The 18413-nt window shown below is 51.8% G+C and carries 17 protein-coding genes; 5 read left to right on the top strand and 12 right to left on the bottom strand.

The window, feature by feature from the left end; translation table 11 throughout:
* Nucleotides 1-47 precede the first annotated feature (47 nt).
* From FOC66_RS09715 to FOC66_RS09690, 6 genes are all read right to left on the bottom strand, one after another.
* Nucleotides 48-836, bottom strand: a complete 789-nt coding sequence (locus FOC66_RS09715; RefSeq protein ID WP_003748158.1) for a thiazole synthase — start codon at nucleotides 834-836, stop codon at nucleotides 48-50.
* Between the two features lie 54 nt (nucleotides 837-890).
* A complete protein-coding gene (locus FOC66_RS09710; protein ID WP_003748157.1) occupies nucleotides 891-1184 on the bottom strand; it encodes a YciI family protein in 294 nt (97 codons plus the stop codon).
* Nucleotides 1185-1242: 58 nt separating this feature from the next.
* Nucleotides 1243-1437 carry a sulfur carrier protein ThiS gene (thiS, locus tag FOC66_RS09705; protein WP_003748154.1) on the bottom strand — a complete coding sequence of 65 codons (195 nt, stop codon included), beginning with the start codon at nucleotides 1435-1437 and terminating at the stop codon, nucleotides 1243-1245.
* Nucleotides 1438-1479: 42 nt separating this feature from the next.
* Nucleotides 1480-2097, bottom strand: coding sequence for a thiamine phosphate synthase (thiE, locus tag FOC66_RS09700; RefSeq protein WP_003748151.1), 618 nt, complete (start codon nucleotides 2095-2097; stop codon nucleotides 1480-1482).
* Between the two features lie 146 nt (nucleotides 2098-2243).
* Nucleotides 2244-3716 carry a magnesium transporter gene (mgtE, locus tag FOC66_RS09695; RefSeq protein ID WP_003748149.1) on the bottom strand — a complete coding sequence of 491 codons (1473 nt, stop codon included), beginning with the start codon at nucleotides 3714-3716 and terminating at the stop codon, nucleotides 2244-2246.
* 244 nt (nucleotides 3717-3960) lie between these two features.
* Nucleotides 3961-4854, bottom strand: coding sequence for a LysR family transcriptional regulator (locus FOC66_RS09690; RefSeq protein WP_003748147.1), 894 nt, complete (start codon nucleotides 4852-4854; stop codon nucleotides 3961-3963).
* A 14-nt stretch (nucleotides 4855-4868) separates the two neighbouring features.
* Between FOC66_RS09690 and FOC66_RS09685 the strand changes: the two genes are divergently transcribed.
* Nucleotides 4869-5342, top strand: coding sequence for a CidA/LrgA family protein (locus FOC66_RS09685; protein ID WP_003748145.1), 474 nt, complete (start codon nucleotides 4869-4871; stop codon nucleotides 5340-5342).
* Between the two features lie 15 nt (nucleotides 5343-5357).
* Nucleotides 5358-6053, top strand: coding sequence for an LrgB family protein (locus FOC66_RS09680; protein WP_003748143.1), 696 nt, complete (start codon nucleotides 5358-5360; stop codon nucleotides 6051-6053).
* Nucleotides 6054-6133: 80 nt separating this feature from the next.
* Here the strand turns inward: FOC66_RS09680 and FOC66_RS09675 are convergent, their stop codons facing one another.
* From FOC66_RS09675 to FOC66_RS09665, 3 genes are all read right to left on the bottom strand, one after another.
* Nucleotides 6134-6667 (bottom strand): hypothetical protein, encoded by a 534-nt coding sequence (locus tag FOC66_RS09675; protein ID WP_003748142.1) that lies wholly within the window; start codon nucleotides 6665-6667, stop codon nucleotides 6134-6136.
* Between the two features lie 308 nt (nucleotides 6668-6975).
* Entirely contained in the window at nucleotides 6976-7068 is a 93-nt protein-coding gene (locus tag FOC66_RS09670; protein ID WP_036493939.1) for a methionine/alanine import family NSS transporter small subunit, read from the bottom strand.
* Nucleotides 7068-8603 carry a sodium-dependent transporter gene (locus FOC66_RS09665; RefSeq protein WP_081456508.1) on the bottom strand — a complete coding sequence of 512 codons (1536 nt, stop codon included), beginning with the start codon at nucleotides 8601-8603 and terminating at the stop codon, nucleotides 7068-7070. The genes FOC66_RS09670 and FOC66_RS09665 overlap by 1 nt, the downstream gene beginning before the upstream one ends.
* 776 nt (nucleotides 8604-9379) lie before the next feature.
* Here FOC66_RS09665 and gap point away from each other — a divergent pair.
* From gap to FOC66_RS09650, 3 genes are all read left to right on the top strand, one after another.
* Nucleotides 9380-10408, top strand: coding sequence for a type I glyceraldehyde-3-phosphate dehydrogenase (gene gap, locus FOC66_RS09660; RefSeq protein WP_003748138.1), 1029 nt, complete (start codon nucleotides 9380-9382; stop codon nucleotides 10406-10408).
* 100 nt (nucleotides 10409-10508) lie between these two features.
* Nucleotides 10509-12716, top strand: a complete 2208-nt coding sequence (uvrD, locus tag FOC66_RS09655; protein WP_003748136.1) for a DNA helicase II — start codon at nucleotides 10509-10511, stop codon at nucleotides 12714-12716.
* A gap of 154 nt (nucleotides 12717-12870) precedes the next feature.
* Nucleotides 12871-13404, top strand: a complete 534-nt coding sequence (locus FOC66_RS09650) for an SMI1/KNR4 family protein (protein ID WP_003748134.1) — start codon at nucleotides 12871-12873, stop codon at nucleotides 13402-13404.
* 52 nt (nucleotides 13405-13456) lie between these two features.
* Here FOC66_RS09650 and FOC66_RS09645 read toward each other — a convergent pair whose 3' ends face one another.
* From FOC66_RS09645 to FOC66_RS09635, 3 genes are all read right to left on the bottom strand, one after another.
* Nucleotides 13457-14257 carry a sulfite exporter TauE/SafE family protein gene (locus FOC66_RS09645; protein ID WP_003748132.1) on the bottom strand — a complete coding sequence of 267 codons (801 nt, stop codon included), beginning with the start codon at nucleotides 14255-14257 and terminating at the stop codon, nucleotides 13457-13459.
* 42 nt (nucleotides 14258-14299) lie between these two features.
* A complete protein-coding gene (locus tag FOC66_RS09640) occupies nucleotides 14300-14680 on the bottom strand; it encodes a putative zinc-binding protein (protein ID WP_003748129.1) in 381 nt (126 codons plus the stop codon).
* Nucleotides 14681-14953: 273 nt separating this feature from the next.
* Nucleotides 14954-18241, bottom strand: a complete 3288-nt coding sequence (locus FOC66_RS09635; protein WP_003748127.1) for a DUF2339 domain-containing protein — start codon at nucleotides 18239-18241, stop codon at nucleotides 14954-14956.
* Nucleotides 18242-18413: the final 172 nt, after the last annotated feature.

Below are 18413 nucleotides of genomic sequence, written 5' to 3'. Positions count from 1 at the left end.
GTTTTCCACCAATAAAAAAGGGCGTGTTCGACACGCCCTAATGTTTATCAATATTCCGCCGAATGCCAGAAAGGCTGGCCCACCGTCGGCGTACTGGCGCGCGCTTTCTCACGCGCTTCCACAGGTTCCGCCTCATATGCCAGACGGCCCGACTCGACCGCAAGCGCAAAAGCGCGTGCCATATTGACCGGATCGCCGCTGCGGGAAACGGCGGTATTCAGCAACACGCCGTCAAAGCCCCATTCCATCACTTGCGCCGCCTGCGAAGGCAAACCCAAACCGGCATCGATAATCAACGGCGTGTCGGGCAGGCGTTTGCGCAGGACTTTCAACGCATAAGCATGAACCGCGCCCAAACCCGTGCCAATCGGCGCCGCCCACGGCATCAACGCCTGACAGCCTGCGTCAAGCAGGCGGCGGCAGGCAATCAGGTCTTCAGTGCAATAAGGCAGCACTTTGAAGCCGTCTTTAATCAGGATTTCCGCCGCTTCGACTAGTTGGAACACATCGGGCTGCAACGTATCATCATCGCCGATAAGTTCGAGCTTAATCCAGTCGGTATCAAACACTTCGCGTGCCATTTGCGCAGTGGTCACGGCTTCCTGAACGCTTTGACAGCCTGCGGTATTGGGCAATACAGGTACGCCCATTTCCTCCAACAACGACCAAAAACCCTGCCCGTGCGCTTCGCCGCCGCTGCCGGCACGGCGCAATGAAACGGTAATCATCGCCGGTTGCGCGATTTGGACAGACTGCTTGAGGATTTCCGGCGTCGGATAAGCAGCCGTACCGAGCAGCAGCCGTGAAGAGAAAGTTTCTCCGTATAGGGTAAACATGATGGATTCCTTTTTAATATTATTTTTGGGGCAATAGCCTTCTGAAAAATCGGTTTAGATAGTTTCCAAATAGTTTTCAAGTCCTTCGGCGACCTTGGTCGGAATAAACTCGGTAATCGTGTATTTCGCCACGCCTTCTCGGTGAAACGGGTCTTCTGCAATTAACTTTTCCACCTGTTCCCTGCCTGATGCTTTCATCAAGATAACGCCGCCCGTCCGCGGCTGTTTGCGGCCAGACATAACAAATATACCTGCTTGATAATACCGCTCGAGATACGCGATATGCTCAGCCAGGTAGGTTTCAACCGCAGCCAAGTCTTTAATATATTCCAACGATACGATAAACATTTCTTTTCCTTTTCTCAGCATTAAACCAATAGCGCAGATATACGCGCAGTAAAACCGCTTATCCGCCGACTACGGGGCGCACAATGTCCACTTTATCGTTTTCGTTTAAAACCGTTTCCGCATACGCGCCTTTGGCGACAAACTGGGTATTGACGGCAACGGCAAACGGTTTCTGCGGCGAGGTTTGGGCGATAAGGTCGGCAACGGTTGTGCCGTTTAATGTGATGGTTTCATTGTTCAATATAATCTTCATGATGTTTGCTCCTCTTGTCAGACTTCTTATTTTCAGACGGCCTTATTGGTCCCACAAAGCCTGAAACGCTTTAACCACCGCTTCGGGATTTTCCGCTTCGGTCACGGCGCGGACGACGGCGAGTGAGGAAACGCCTGTTGCCAGCACATCTTCGGCATTGTTCAAATCGATGCCGCCGATGGCGACGACGGGCGTGCCGCGTGCCTGTCTGACGTATTCGCGCAGTTTGTCTAAACCTTGCGGGGCGGTCGGCATTTGTTTGGTCGTGGTCGGGAAAATCGCGCCGCTGGCGACATAGCTGGGATGTACGGACAGGGCGCGGTCGAGTTCGGCAACGGAGTGCGTACTCAAACCCAAGCGCAAACCGGCGGCTTCAATCGCGGCAAGGTCGGCGGTGTCCATGTCTTCCTGTCCGAGATGTACGCCGTATGCGCCCGCTTCTATCGCTTCGCGCCAGTGGTCGTTGATAAAAAGCTGGGTTGCGCTGTTTTGACAGGCGGCGACGCAACGTTCGATTTCACGTTTCAATTCGTCACCATGCAAGGTTTTGCAACGCAGTTGCACCGTGTCGGCACCTGCTTTGACCATGCGCTCAACCCAGTCGGCGGTGGGAACGACGGCGTAAAATTTCAGGGGGGATTTGAGTGGCGGGAAATTCATGGCGGCTCCGAATCGGACAAATTGTTGTCATGTTATCAGAAAGGCCGTCTGAATAATATTTGTTTTCAGACGGCCTTATCAAATGGTTTTGAACAATCAAGAAGGATATTACAAACCCACCCTTTTGCTGATTGGGATAAAGGTTGTTACAACAAAAACAATGTGGCCAATCCCAAGAAAATCAGGAAGCCGCCGGAGTCGGTGACCGCGGTAATCAGCACCGAGCTGCCCAATGCGGGGTCGCGTCCGGCTTTTTCCATAATGACGGGAATGAGGACGCCGACGGTCGCGGCCAGCAAAAGGTTCAAGGTCATTGCGGCCACCATGACCAAACCGATGCCGATGTTGCCGTAGAGCAGCCATGAAATCACGCCCATCACAGTGCCCCAAATAATGCCGTTGACGAGGGCGACGCCGACTTCTTTTTTCAGCAGGCGGCCTGCCTGCGTGCTGGTCATTTGTCCCATCGCCATGGCGCGGACAATCATGGTGATGGTTTGGTTGCCGGAGTTGCCGCCGATGCCGGCGACGATGGGCATCAACGCGGCCAGTGCGACGATTTTCTCGATACTGCCTTCAAATGCGCCAATCACGCGGCTGGCGATAAAGGCGGTACACAGGTTGATGGCAAGCCACATCCAGCGGTTTTTCACCGAGTCCCAAATCGGGGCGAACAAGTCTTCTTCTTCTTGCAAACCGGCCATGTTAAACATGTCGGCTTCGGATTCTTCACGGATCACGTCCACCATTTCGTCAATGGTGATCCTGCCGATCAACTTTTTGTTTTCATCGACAACCGGCGCGGTAACCAAGTCATAACGCTCAAACGCCTGCGCCGCTTCTTCCACGTCGTCTTCGGGACGGAAGCGCACGACATCGGTGGCCATCACGTCTGCCACCATGTCTTCGGGGTCGGCAACCAAGAGTTTGCGGATGGGCAGCACGCCTTGCAACACGTCGTTTTCATCAACCACGAAAATCTTGTCGGTATGGTCGGGCAGGCTGTCGAAACGGCGCAAGTAGCGCAATACGACTTCACACGCCACATCGGCACGGATGCTGACCAATTCAAAGTCCATAATCGCGCCGACTTGGTTGTCTTCGTAAGACATCGCCGCTTTGACCTGCTCGCGTTCTTCTTCATCACGCGTTTGCAGCGCTTCGTACACCACTTGGTGCGGCAGGTCGTCTGCCAGCTCTGCCAATTCGTCTGCGTCCAAATCATCGACGGCGGCCAACAGCTCGTCTTTGTCCATGGACTCGATCAGCGTTTCGCGTACGGCGTCGGATACTTCCAGCAACACTTCGCCGTCGTCTTCCGGGGCGACCAAAAGCCAGACGATGTTACGCTCGCGCGGCGGCAGGGATTCCAAGACGGCGGCCACGTCGGCAGGGTGCAGCTCGGCCAAGAGGACGGTCAGCTCGGTGAACTTGTCGCGCAGGCTTTCATCTTCAATCGGCACGCCTGCTTCGATTTGTTCGAAGGACGGCTCGAGGATTTCGCATAAGGCATGGATGCGGTCGATATCGTCAGAGATGCGATCGTCAGAAATGCGGTCTTCCACCGCTTCATTGTCGGGGGTATGGTCGAGATTCGGAGGGGTTTGTTCGATGCTCATAAATGCTCCGCCCGCCGGACGCGGGGAGGCATTTCGGCGGGATGATTATGGTTGTTGTGTGTCTGATGGGAAGTTCAAAGGCGAACTGGGAAGGTCCATAATTCGAGCCTGCTGAGAGGCGCAGAGTTGTAAACGGTGCATATTCTACTCTTTTTTAGGCCGTTTTACCATTTTTAACGGGAAAGGCCGTCTGAAACCGGGTGATAACGACACCCTTTTTTTCAGACGGCCTGATGATTTGATTTTATTTGTTTCGCCTGCCGAACGCTTCCCTGACCACGTCCAACCAAGCCCTTAAGGCCGGCGTCGGGCGTTGGTGTTTTTTCCATGCCATGGTGAGCTGCCAGCGGATTTCGGGTTCGACCAAAGGAATGGCGGCAAAGACATCGGGATTGATTTTTCGGGCATAGTATTCGGGCAGCAGGGCAATGCCCATATTGTGCGCCACCATGTCGGCAACCAAATTCCATTGTCCGGTACGGCAGACAACGTTGGGGGTAAAACCTTGATTACGGCAGGCCGTCTGAATGGTTTCGTTGAGGGAAAAGCCGGCGCCAAACAGAATGAAGGGCTCGTGTTGCAGGCTTTTGAGCGTCAGTGCATCGTGTCTCGCCCGATTTTTCGGCATCAAGACCACCAGCGGATAGTCGCACAAGGTAATGCTGTCGAAGTCTTCGTGAACCGGCGCGAGCAGCTGCCCGGCATCGAGTTCGTTGTTGCGCAAGGATTGCTCGATGGCGAGCGAGCCTTGTTCCAAAAACGACAATTCGATGTCCGGCCATTTTTGGTGGAAATCAAACAGCGCATGACTGAGCAAATCGCTGCCAAACAAAGCCAAACCCAAACGCAGCGTCCCGCTTTTGACATGGCGGTAATCGTCAATGCGGGCCAGCAGCAAATCGCGTTCGTGTAAAAGGTTTAACGCGTGGCGATAGACTTCTTCGCCGATTGCGGTCGGCTGCACCTGCCGCTTTTTGCGTCCGTTTTCTTTGCACAAAAGCGGCACGCCCAATTCTTCTTCCAAAGCCTGAATGATTTTGCTGACCGTCGGCTGCGTCAAATTCAACGCGGAAGCCGTGGCCGAAAAACTTTGCAGGCGGATGAGTTCGGCAAAACAATACAGGCTTTTGAAGTCCATTATTCCTCTAAGGCATGATTATTCGTTTAATAATTCATATTATGCAGAAACCAGGTTTCTATAATCAAGCCTTTCATTCAACACACACCCATATCATGGATTCCCTCACCAGATTTTTTCAGACGGCCTTGCAGCTTGCCATCATCGGCGCAGTATGGGGCGTTTCCGACCTTATCGTCCGCTTCACGCATCTGCCTATTTCTTCAGGCGTATTGGGCTTGTTCCTCATGCTCGCCCTTTTGGGGCTCGGCATCATCCGCCCGGGCATGGTTGACCGCGGCGCAAAATGGGCATTGGGCGAACTCGTCTTTTTCTTCATCCCCATCATGGTTTCCGTCTTGCAATATCAAGACCTGCTGATGTCCGAAGGCTGGCAGCTGATTTTGACCATCGCCGTCGGCACCGCGCTCGTGATGATCAGCACCGCCCTGACCCTCGATTTCTGCTACCGCTGGAAACGCCGCCTCTACAAAAAACTCCACTCCTAAAAATAGAGAATAAAAATGGACTACACCGCCCTCGCCTGCTTCATCTGGACTTGCTTTGCCTATGTCGTTGCCAAAAAAATCCACCGCAAAAAACCCTTAATGATTTTCTCCCCCGTCGTTACCGTCTCCGTCAGCACCATCCTCCTGCTGCTGGCATTCGGCGTCAATTACGACACCTACCACAAATATACCCAAGGCATCGTCTTCCTGCTCACTCCGGTTACCGTTGCCTTTGCCGTCCCCATTTATGAAAACCGCGAAGTCATCCGCCGCCAGCTGCCCATCCTCTCCATCGCCATTATGGTGGGCATGTTTGTCGGCGTAGTCAGCGCATTCCTCATGAGCCATATGTTCCATTTCAACAACGAAGTGACCAACAGCCTGATGGCGCGCTCCATCTCCACCCCGTTTGCCGTCGTCCTCGCCAGCGAAATCCACGGCTCCGCCTCGCTCGTTTCCCTGTTCACCATCATCACCGGCTTTGTCGGCATGATATTCGGCGACCTGTTTTTGGCCTTTACCCGCATCCGTTTCCACACCGCCAACGGCGTGGCATTCGGCAATGCCGCCCACGGCTTCGGCACATCGCGCGCCGGACAACGCCACGAAACCGAAGGCGTGATGGCCAGCCTGACCATGATTTTGGCCGGACTGTTTATGGTATTGTTTGGCCCGACCATGGTGCATTTGGTAATTTGGATGATGAGTTAGGCTTCATCCTGATGACCATACACAAAAAGGCCGTCTGAAACATATATTGGTTTCAGACGGCCTTTTATATTATGGAACGATTACAGTTTGAAAATAGAAGCTTCTGCTAAATCATGAATGGTATCCAACGCAGATGAACCTGTACCATTGCTTGAATAGGTCGCATTGTCTGAGGAAAGACCGGCAGAAGAATCAAGAGGATCAGCCTCACCAAAGGCACGGCTCAAAAGTTCATCGCCATCGAAAGCTTTGGATTCCAATATCGGCTTCGCGGCCGGCTGCGCAGGCTCGAAACCTTCCCACTCACGCGGATCAAGGCGGATGATACGCCCATTATCGTCATGGCCATTATCAGACTCTATTCCTTTTGAAAAGAAGCCGTTCCATTCACGCGGATCAAGACGGAAAACATGCTCATTATGACCATGATCGGACTCTACTCCTTTTGAAAAAAAGCCGTTCCATTCGCGCGGATCGAGACGGAAGACATGCTCATTATGGCCATTATCGGCCCCTATGCCTTTTGAAAAAAAGCCATTCCACTCGCGCGGATCGAGACCGAAAACAAAATCTTTAGAATCAATTTCTGTACCTGGTTGATATACTTTAGCCACGGAACTCTCCTTAAAAATAAACAGTTGCTGTACCCAATGCCCCATCAGGTTGATGAGAGCCTTTATTCTAAAACAAAGAAAACAGCAGGCAGAGGCCAAAGGGAACAACGGTTCATTAAAACGACAATCGGACTAAAATCTTTTAAAAACAAATAGATATAATTTACACATCATAATCAATAATACATAATCAAATTTCCAGACTACCCCGACAACCAGGGGAATCCTTCTTTCCCACTTTCCCCGTCATGTGGCAAAAAGGCCGTCTGAACAATGACTTTCAGACGGCCTTTTCATTTGCTCAAACCTTATTCTTTAGGTAGGCGCAGGACGGAGACGATGAATCCGCCCCAAATGACAATCAGTGCGACAAGCATCATGACAATGGCTGAAGTACTCATTATTCTTCTCCTTCACGTTCGTGTTCATGTTCGTCTTTGACGTTGAAGCCCTGACCGTGTTTCCACGGCAAGAACGACAGCAAAACCGACAAGACGAGGATGGCGCCCACCATGCCCCAACCGAAGATATTGAGGAAGCTGTCAGGATAGCCGCTGTAATTCTCTTTTAAGAGGCCGACAGTATCCTGATAAAGCATATAGCCGAGCATGGCGACGGTAACCACCACGCTGGCGGTCCACACTTTGCCGACACGGATGGAAGACAGCGCGTTCAAGTGATTGCGCAGTTCGGGCAGCTTGCGCAACAAAACAATCGCCAAAACGTAAACAAAACCGGCAGCCACAATGCCGTAAGTATTGATGAATTTGTCCAATACGTCCAACACAGGCAGGCCGGTGGTCGTACCGAACAGCAAGGTGGAAATAATCGCCATGGGAACGCCTGCAATCATCGTCGCGCTGACACGGCCGATGTTCATTTTGTCTTGAATCGCGGCCACAATCACTTCAACGATAGAAATCATGGAAGTGACACCGGCAAACACCAGCGAGCCGAAGAACAACACGCCGATCAACGCGCCCATAGGGGCTTGGTTGATGATGGTCGGGAACGCGATAAACGCCAAGCCGATACCGCTGGACGCCACTTCGCTGACTTCTTTGCCTGCAGCTTGAGCCATAAAGCCCAATGCGGCAAATACGCCGATACCGGCGAGCAACTCGAAGCTGCTGTTGGCAAAGCCGACAACCAAGCCGGTACCGCCCAAGTCGGTTTTTTTCTTCAGGTAAGAAGAATAAGTAATCATGATGCCGAAGCAGATGGAGAGCGAGAAGAAAATTTGGCCGTATGCGGCTACCCAGACTTTCGGATCCGCCAAACGGCTCCAGTCAGGCGTAAACAAAGCGTCCAAACCTTTTGCCGCACCCGGCAGGGTCAGGGCGATGCCCACCATGATGACAAACATCACCACCAACAACGGCATGAAGAATGTGGACGCACCGGCCACGCCTTTTTGTACGCCCAAAGCCATAATCGCCAGCGTAAACACCCAAATGGCAATCAGTGGGCCGGCCACTTTGCCGACAAAATCCAAGCCCAAGTCTTTGGCATCGGCCATTTGCAGGAAGTCTTTGAAGAAGAAGGTTTGAGGATCCGCACCCCACGCCGAAGTCAAAGAATAATAGGCATAGCTTGCCGCCCAGCCGACAATCACGGCGTAGTAGATACAGATGATGACGTTGGTCAGGAAGTTCCACCAACCCACCGGCTCAAACCAACGGCCGAGGCGGCGGAAGGCCAAAGGAGGCGAACCGCGGTAACGGTGGCCGATGGCATAGTCGAGCAGCAACAGCGGAATACCTGCCGTCAACAGCGCAACCAAATAAGGGAGGACGAAAGCACCACCGCCGTTGTCGAAGGCGATGTAAGGGAAACGCCAAATGTTGCCTAAGCCCACGGCAGAGCCGATGGCGGCAAACATAAAGGCACGGCGACTGCTAAACGTCGCGCGTTCGCTGGATTGAGAATTTGACACAATGAACCTCTTAAAAATCGAGTGTCGTCAAGGCCTCCCGGCCTTGCGCGTATATATTTAGAAATCAGGTCGGACAAACCGGCCGGTTAAAATAGATATTCGGACAAGGATAATATCCGGTATTTAAAGAATGCACCGCTTATGGCCATGCAAACATAATCTGACCTTATCGTAAAAAAATTTAACACTGTTGGCAAGTCAGTATTGCATTAAAATCGCAAGGAAAATCTTCATGCACTACGACTAAAATCTTCATACACTTCTTTATATACACGCCAAACGCAACACCCAAGCCCCGTTTTTTCCTCCCCTTCCCACTGACAACCGCCCTTGCCGCAAACCGCCTTCCCCTTATCCCGTAAGGAAAAGCGGCAACCCAACGCATTCAAATCCCCCGTCATCAAAATGTTTCAGATGGCCTGTTTTCCTTCCGTCCAATCCGGGCCGTCTGAAAATTTCACTGTTGCATGTTGTAATCAAGAAACCACTCCAAAATTCCGTTTAATATAAACAAAAACAATCCGCCTTTTTCTACACCCTTCATCACCATCATTTAAAATAAGCATAAAATATCAAAAATAAAATGAATAAAAAATAAAATGACAAAAAATCCAAAATAATATTAATTTTAAACCCGTATTTCTACTCTAATCATCCACAATCAAAAATAATCGAATCAAAAAATTTCAATAAAACATTAATTACACAGCACTACATTTTTGCTATAATTGCCGCCATTCAATCCACAACCCAAACCCAAAAGAAGAGGAAAAGCCATGGGTATCAAAGTTGCCATCAACGGTTACGGCCGCATCGGCCGCCAAGTAGTGCGCGCTATTTTCGACTACAAACTGCAAGACCAACTCGACATCGTTGCCATCAACGCCAGTGGCAGCATCGAGACCAACGCCCACCTGACCAAATTTGACACTGTTCACGGCCGCTTTGACGCCGATGTTTCCCATGATGAAAAACACCTCATCATCAACGGTAAAAAAATCCCTTACTTCTCCACCCGCAATCCTGCCGAATTGCCATGGGGCGAATTGGGCGTTGACCTGGTCATGGAATGTACCGGCGCGTTCACCAGCAAAGAAAAAGCCAAAATCCACTTGGAAAGCGGCGCGAAAAAAGTGCTGATTTCCGCTCCCGGCGGCGATGACGTTGACGCAACCATCGTTTACGGCGTAAACGACGACGTGATTACCGGCGACATGACCGTTATCTCCAACGCGTCTTGTACCACCAACTGCCTGGCGCCCGTAGCCAAAGTGTTGAACGAAAACATCGGCATCGTAAACGGCGTGATGACCACCATCCACGCGCTGACCAACGACCAGACCGTAACCGACGTACGCCACAAAGACCTGCGCCGTGCGCGTAGCGGCGTGGAAAACATGATTCCGACCAAAACCGGCGCAGCAAAAGCCGTCGGCTTGGTATTACCTGCCCTGAAAGGCAAACTCGACGGCCTCGCCATCCGCGTACCGACCGTCAACGTTTCCCTGGTTGACCTGAGCTTCCAAGCAAGCCGCGAGACTTCTGTCGAAGAAATCAACGCGCTGATGAAAGCCGCTTCCGAAGAAGGCCGTCTGAAAGGCGTTTTGGGTTACAACACCCTGCCGCTGGTTTCTATGGACTTCAACCACACCACCCAAGCCAGCACATTCGACTCTACGCTGACCAAAGTAACCGAAGGCAAAATGGTTAAAGTGTTCGCATGGTACGACAACGAGTGGGGCTTCAGCTGCCAAATGCTGAACACCGCGCGCCGTATGTTCGGTTTGGAAGTACGTCCGTTCTAACCGGCTTCCAACACAAAGGCCGTCTGAAACATCTTTTCAGACGGCCTTTTGTATTTCCTTTAAAATATCGCATTCCCATTTATTTTCAGACGGCCTCTTCATGTTTCCCAACGAATCCGCCCCCAATCTACTGCAAGGCTTAAACACCGAACAACTCTCCGCCGTAACCTGGCCGCCGCAATCTGCCCTCGTTTTGGCAGGCGCGGGCAGCGGCAAAACGCGCGTACTGACCACGCGCATCGCATGGCTGTTGCAAAGCGGTCAGGCCAGCGTACACAGCATTATGGCGGTAACGTTTACCAACAAAGCCGCCAAAGAAATGCAAACCCGTTTGGGCGCGATGATTCCCGTCAACGTCCGCGCCATGTGGCTCGGCACGTTCCACGGCTTGTGCCACCGCTTTTTGCGCCTGCACCACCGCGATGCCGGCCTGCCCTTGTCCTTTCAAATCCTCGACAGCGGCGACCAGCTTTCCCTGATCAAACGCCTGCTCAAAAACCTCAACATCGCCGAAGAAATCATCGCGCCGCGTTCATTGCAAGGCTTTATCAACGCGCAAAAAGAATCCGGTTTGCGCGCTTCCGTGTTGAGCGCGCCCGATCCGCACACGCGCCGCATGATTGAGTGCTACGCCGAATACGACAAAATCTGCCAACGCGAAGGCGTGGTCGATTTTGCCGAACTCATGCTCCGCAGCTACGAAATGCTGCAAAGCAACGAAATCCTGCGCCAACACTACCAAAACCGCTTCAACCACATTCTGGTCGACGAGTTCCAAGACACCAACAAGCTGCAATACGCCTGGCTGAAACTGATTGCCGGCAACAACGCCGCCGTTTTTGCCGTCGGTGACGACGACCAAAGCATTTACCGGTTCCGCGGCGCAAACGTCGGCAACATGACCGCGCTGATGGAAGAGTTCCACATCGACGCGCCCGTCAAACTCGAACAAAACTACCGCTCCGTCGGCAACATCCTCGCCGCCGCCAACGCCGTTATCGAAAACAACGACGAACGCCTCGGCAAAAACCTGCGCACCGATGCCGAAGCAGGCGACAAAATCCGCTACTACTCCGCCTTTACCGACCTCGAAGAAGCACAATTCATCGTTGACGAAACCAAAGCTCTCGAACGCGAAGGCTGGGATTTGGACGAAATCGCCGTCCTCTACCGCAGCAACGCCCAATCGCGCGTCATCGAACAAAGCCTGTTCCGCAGCGGCATCCCCTACAAAATCTATGGCGGCCTGCGCTTTTACGAACGCCAAGAAATCAAACACACCCTCGCCTACCTGCGCCTCGCCGTCAATCCCGACGACGACAACGCCCTCTTGCGCGTCATCAACTTCCCACCGCGCGGCATCGGCGCACGCACCATCGAAAACCTTCAGACGGCCTCAAACGAACAAGGCATCACCCTTTGGCAGGCAGCCTGCAACGCCGGCGCAAAAGCCGCCAAAATTGCCGCCTTCGTCCGCCTGATTGAAGCCCTGCGCAACCAAGTCGGACAAATGCCCCTGTCCGAAATCATCGTCGGCATCCTCAAAGACAGCGGCCTGACCGAATACTACCGAACCCAAAAAGGCGACAACCAAGATCGCCTCGACAACCTCGACGAACTCGTCAACGCCGCCATCGAGTTCAAACCCGAAGACAGCAACTTTGAAACCCTGCCCGAAAACATTTCAGACGACCCCGCCTTCCCCATCCTTGCCTTCCTCAGCAACGCCGCCCTCGAATCCGGCGAAAACCAAGCAGGCGCAGGCGAAAAAGCCGTCCAACTGATGACCGTCCACGCCTCCAAAGGCTTGGAATTTAACGCCGTCTTCCTCACCGGCATGGAAGAAGGCCGCTTCCCCAGCGAAATGAGCCTTGCCGAACGCGGCGGCCTCGAAGAAGAACGCCGCCTCATGTACGTCGCCATCACCCGCGCCCGCAAACGCCTCTACATCACCATGGCGCAGCAACGCATGCTGCACGGACAAACCCAATTCGGCATCGTCTCCCGCTTCGTTGAAGAAATCCCGCCCGAAGTATTACACTATCTGTCCGTCAAAAAACCCGCCTACGACAGCTACGGCAGCCTGCGCCAAACCGCCGCCCCAAAAGACAAAATCATCGACGACTACAAACAGCCGCAAACCTACGCAGGCTTTCGTATCGGCCAAAACGTCCGCCACGCCAAATTCGGCACCGGCGTCATCATCGATGCCGTGGACAAAGGCGAATCCGCCCGACTGACCATCAACTTCGGCAAACAGGGCGTAAAAGAGCTGGACACCAAGTTTGCGAAACTGGAAGAGATGTAAAAGGGAGATGACAGAGGTCGTCTGAAAAACGAGGGCAACAAGCTTTGCCCCAAATTCCGCCGTCATTCCCGCTCAGACGAGAATGACAGACGGTAAAAGTCGGGTATAAATATCCACCCACCTGTTATAACTGAAATCAATAAGGAAGAACATTATGCCCCAAGTTTTTAAAGATTTTGATTTGTCCTCCGTTTGGGAATCTAATAGTTGGGCGGATAAGGACTACAAAGAAGCCCCATTTACCCCTGAGATTTTGGCTGCTGTAGAAAGTGAGCTAGGCTATAAATTGCCACAAAGTTTTATTGCATTGATGGCAGTACAAAACGGCGGGATATTTATCAAAAACTGCTTTCCGACTACTCAGAGAAATTCGTGGGCGGAAGATCATGTGCAAATTTGCGAGGTATCAGGAATCGGTTTTGAAAAAGAAGGGAGTCTGTGCGGCGCGATGGGGCAAAAACTTTGGCTGGAAGAATGGGAATATCCGCCTATCGGCGTGTATTTTGCTAACGACCCATCTGCAGGACATGCCATGTTTGCCTTGGACTATCGAGAGTGTGAAAAAGACGGAGAGCCGAAAGTGGTGCTTGTCGAACAAGAATGGGATTTTGAAATAGTCGAACTTGCCCCAAATTTTGAAACCTTTATCCGCAGCTTGCGGCATGAAGATGAGTTTTTAGATAACTAATAAAAAGTAGGCCGTCTGAAAAATTTTCAGACGGCCTTTTAACATCTATCTATTAAGCCGAAAAAGCCTTATATGCCATTGAAACGATAATCAGCAAAACCGTTACAACCAAAACCTTACGAATAACTTCTCCGTTTGAATTAATAGCATGGAGGCTGCCAAAATGGTTGCCCAACAAATTTGCCAAAATCATTGGGATTCCGATTAGGAACGCCATTTTCCCTGCTATCAAGAAGGCAACAAATGCCCCGATGTTAGAAGCAAAATTGAAAATCTTGGAAGTAGCCGAAGCCTGCAACAACGACAATTTGTTAATGACAAACAAAGCAATGATGAAAATACTACCTGTACCCGGGCCAAAAAAACCGTCATAAAAACCAACAATCAGACAAGTTAAAAATACCGCGATAACGGATTTTTTTATCTCGCCACGCTCGTCTTCTTTTTTCAGCAAAACACCTTTAAACAAAGTTGCCAGCAAGCCTATGGGCAAAAACGCAAGAATAATGTAATTGATGGTTTCCACCGGAAGAATCAAAATGACTTTTGCACCGACAAATGCCCCAATTAAAGCCGCAACAATGCCAACCGGCACAATATGCCATACGATCGAACTGCTCTTCATAAAATTTTTAATCGCTGCCACCGTACCGATGGTACTCACCAATTTTTCCTGTGCCAACGCGACCTGAGGCGGTAAACCTACCATCAAAAATGCGGGAATCAAAATCAGCCCTGCTCCGCCCGCAATAGCATCGACATAGCCCGCAATCAAAGACGCGGCAACCAGCAAGAAAAGGCCGAGATAAAAATAATCGGCAATAATGCTGCCGGGAATAAATAATTGTTCCATGGATTGTTTCCTCTTGATTAAATTTTTTGTTATTAAAAGTTGTTAACTGCTCAATACATCGCCCTTCTTCGTCAAAACATATTGATAAACTTCTTCTACCGTAGCCTCGTCATAGCTTTTGCCAAAGCGTTTTTTGTAGCCCAGTTCGTATAGTTTCACATGATGCCCTTCCGGGATTTCGACGCCCACATTTTCCAAACACGATTTGGCGCAATGCAGATGACAGCCGTCAATAACCAACATCGGCCGTCCGGACTGCGCTTTGCGCACCAACGGCGCGACTTTGCCGCCCACGCCGGAAATGCACGACATTTCAAATTCTCCGGCATGGTCGAGCGCCACGGCTGTGTTGTTGGCCAGCTGCGCCACATCGGAACATCCGGAACAAGAATAAATTAAGGGAAGCTCATTGCGGTTAGGCATTTTCTATTTCCTTCGATAGCGGTTTTTATCTTTATATGTCCACCCATGGTCAGTCTGTCGGGCGCATTATGCGTGTTATGCGGATATTCGGGTTGCACCCGTTTTCTTTTTTCAGACGGCCTACGGCGTATCCATTTATATATTAAAAGGCATCATAACTCAATACGATTAGACACTCCAGGACAAAGCAGATGCTACCTTCTAAAAAATAAAGGCCGTCTGAAAACAGATAACGCTGCTTTTTCAGACGGCCTTTTTATTTGAAGTTAATGATTAGGCTTTAGGTTCGCCATCATTCTCTGCTTTAGGCGGAACGGGGGCAAACCAGCCGACCAGAAGCAGCAACAGGCCGACGATGATGAAGGAGACGATGCGCGCGATACCGCCGCTGTTGGAAAGCTCGATCAGGAAGAGTTTGACGACTACGATGCCCATCAGCGTCGCGCCTGTCATCCAGTAGGACCGCTGTTTGCGGCGGTTGCCGAGTACCATCAAGATGATGGCGGTTACTGCCCAAACGACGGAGAGGCTGGCTTGCAGGCCGAAGGATTGGAGCATGATGTCGAGACGCCAAGTGATGCCGTCGTAGAAATGCCATACGCGCATCACGCCTGCGCTGATCAGCATAAATGCCAAGGCGGCGACTGTGGTTGCCGTGGTACGGCGAAGGTCGGGCGACAAGGCGTTGGGCAGGGATTTCAGGGCAAACCAAAGCATGCCGGCGCTGGCAAGTTCCAATGGGTTAAGCACGGGAATATACGGCAACGGCAAAGGTTGGAATGGCGTGGAGAAGTTGGTCCACAGCATCCAACAAGCGGCAGCAAGGGCGCACAACGGCATAGCAAAATGCTGATAAATGGCTTGATGCCGTCTGAAAAATGCGCGTTGGCGCTGCGTATGGAAAACAACCCACATCGCCAAAGGCACGACCAGCCATGAGAGCTGCGACCAAACGCCGGAGAGGAGGCCGCCGACATACAGCGCGGTCCAAAGCGCCCAAAGTATGCCGAGTATCGTGATATTGAATTTGTGCAGCCAAAGCAGATCAGGGCGCGGATAATTGTTCAGAATGATGAAGTTCAACACGGTAGCGGCGGCAAGCGGCAAGGCTGCGGTGGCTGTCCATGCGTGTTCGGTATGGTAGAAGACAAAATGCAGGGCAAACACGGGCAGGAATGCCAAGTTTGCCTGCAGCAATTCTTCCCATTTCAAACGTTTGGCAAACAGCAGCAGGCCGGCAAATATCGGCCACATCCACAACTCGATAAACAGGGTTTCCTCGCCTGTCCATTGCATATAGAGGGCGTAGCTGCCTGTCGCCAACGCTGTAATCAGGATGATCCAGCCTGAAACCTGTGCAAAGTAAACCTCGTTTCCTTCCGGCTTTTCGCTTGCAACCGGCACGCGCGGATATTGCAGCGCGTAGGCAGCCGCAAAAAGCAAAGGCGTAGCGGCAATAAGGTACAGATGGCTCAGGAAGCCTTGGGATTCATAAATGATGCCGGCTTGCAGCAACAGGGCGAACAATACATTGCCCAAGGCAAATGTGATAAACACATTCGGCTCATGTTTGCGCCGGCAGAATGCCCACGCCGCCGCCAAAGCGGAAAGAGCGACAATGCTGCCTTGGTCGGCCAAGAAAAGCAAAGGCAAAATAGAGATGTACAGCAAGGCGGCAGACAACACGGCCGTCTGAACGGATTTTTCCCATTGCGCCGAACCTTCGCGCCGCGAGAAATTCCACAATAAATAAATCGCCGCTCCGCCAAGCAACACCACAACCGTCGTAAACCACTGCCCTTCCAGAACGGTATCGGTGCCGAAGCCCTGATAATTGCCCAGCTGAATCAGTGCCGCCAAGAGATAAACCATCAGCGCACCCAAACGGATATGCGGACGCTGTTGGCGCAAACCGAAGAAATAAACCAGTGCGGATTCGGCACTCCACAAAATAACCGTATTGCTCGGTTCAAAATAAAGCGGAACGGCAATTGTGAGGAACAACACCGCCAACGCAAAAAACGCCTGACGCAAAATATACAGCCCCTGCTGACGTTTCAGCAGCAGCGCGGCCAGTCCGTAAACAGCGGCAAAACCCAATGCGGAAAGCGCATCCGCAGACGGCCAATGCTCCACCATGCGGTATTGCAGGCCGAACGCCGCCGCCATCGTGCCAAACAATAAAGTATGGTCGAGGACATGCACGCGCAGGCCGTGTGTATAAATACTCTTGCCGATTTCTTCCAAAGTCGCATTGTCGGCAATCGGCGTAACGCCGTCTTCGCTGTTTTCCGTCAGCTTACGGCGTGCGAACAGATACGCGATAAAGGTATAGAGCAGCCAGTGGTAAATCAAGAAAGGCTCGGTAGTGGCGAAATGTTGCGGCGTATAACTTCGCATGCCCCACAGCGCGGCAATGGCAAAAGTAGCGACAAAACCCGTCAGGTTCAGCGGACGCCATGCCTTAAACCACGCAATCGCGGCCACACCGCCGTTGAGCAGGGCAAGATAAGAAAACAGCACCAAATAATTGCCGCTGCCGTCTGAAGTCAGCAAAGGCGCGGCCATACCGCCGATTAAAGCAACCTGCGCCATAATCTGCGCATTCTGCCTTACCGCCAGCCACGCCATCAGCACAACCATCGCCACCATCAGCCCGAACACGACCGACACAGGCAGCAGCGGATGTAGTTTCAACGCCGCCAACGCCGTCAAATACATCACCGCCACGCCGAAACCCTGCAACACCAAGCCATACTCACGCTTACGGCTTTGCAGCTTCCAGCCGCCGACCACCGCCGCCAAACCCGCGCCAGCCACAGTCAAATAACGCAGCTCCACCGGCACATGAACCCGCTCGGAGGCATAGCGCAAGAGGAACGCCAAGCCGAGGAACAGCACCACAATACCGGTTTTCAACAGCGGATTACCGCGCAAGAACCAAGCAACAATCGGATTGTCGGAAAACTTGTACTCTCCGCCTTCCGACTGAGCCTTATGGATAACGAATTGACGCAATGGCGCATCTTCGTTTTCAGACGGCATCGAAGCAACAACAGCCTCTTTTTTAGACTGCCCTGCTTGTTCAGCAGCAACCGGAGCAACCGCCTCGACAACTTCTTCCACAACAGGCTCAGACGAAGCAGCAGCCTTGGTAGAAACAGGATCAATAGGTATAGAAAAAGAAGGAGCAAACGCCTCTTCAATCTTCTGCTTAACAGGCGCAGCTTCCGCCTCAGGCTCAACCCGAACATGACGCGGCTCAGAGGCCGTCTGAACATCGGCAACAGCCCGAACCTCAAGCCCCTGCCCTACCTTCGCCTCATCACGGACAGCCTCATGCTCCAACACCGACAAACGCTGTTTCAGCAGCTCGATTTCCTGCTCCAGCTTCTGCATCCTGTCGCCTGCCGTAGCAGATTCAGCCAAACGCTCTTCTTGACGCTGTTTGGCAATCGACCAAGCAACCAGCCAAAACAACGACCCAATAATCACGCCCGTGGCCATCTCATCAAGAAAATAGCCGATCATAATAGGAATAAGCAGGCCGAAAAACTGCATAAAACACCTGTTTGATAACAATAAGAATATGCCGATTGTAACACCGGCAACATTATTCATGAAAAAAAGAGACAAAAGGCCGAGAATAAAAGCATACGGCAAATAGAAGATAGAAAATCGGCATAAAAAAGGCCGTCTGAAAATGTTTAGGGATTTTCAGACGGCCTCGGAT

Source organism: Neisseria mucosa (assembly GCF_013267835.1).
GTDB lineage: Bacteria > Pseudomonadota > Gammaproteobacteria > Burkholderiales > Neisseriaceae > Neisseria.
This window is presented reverse-complemented; position numbering and strand designations above follow the sequence as displayed.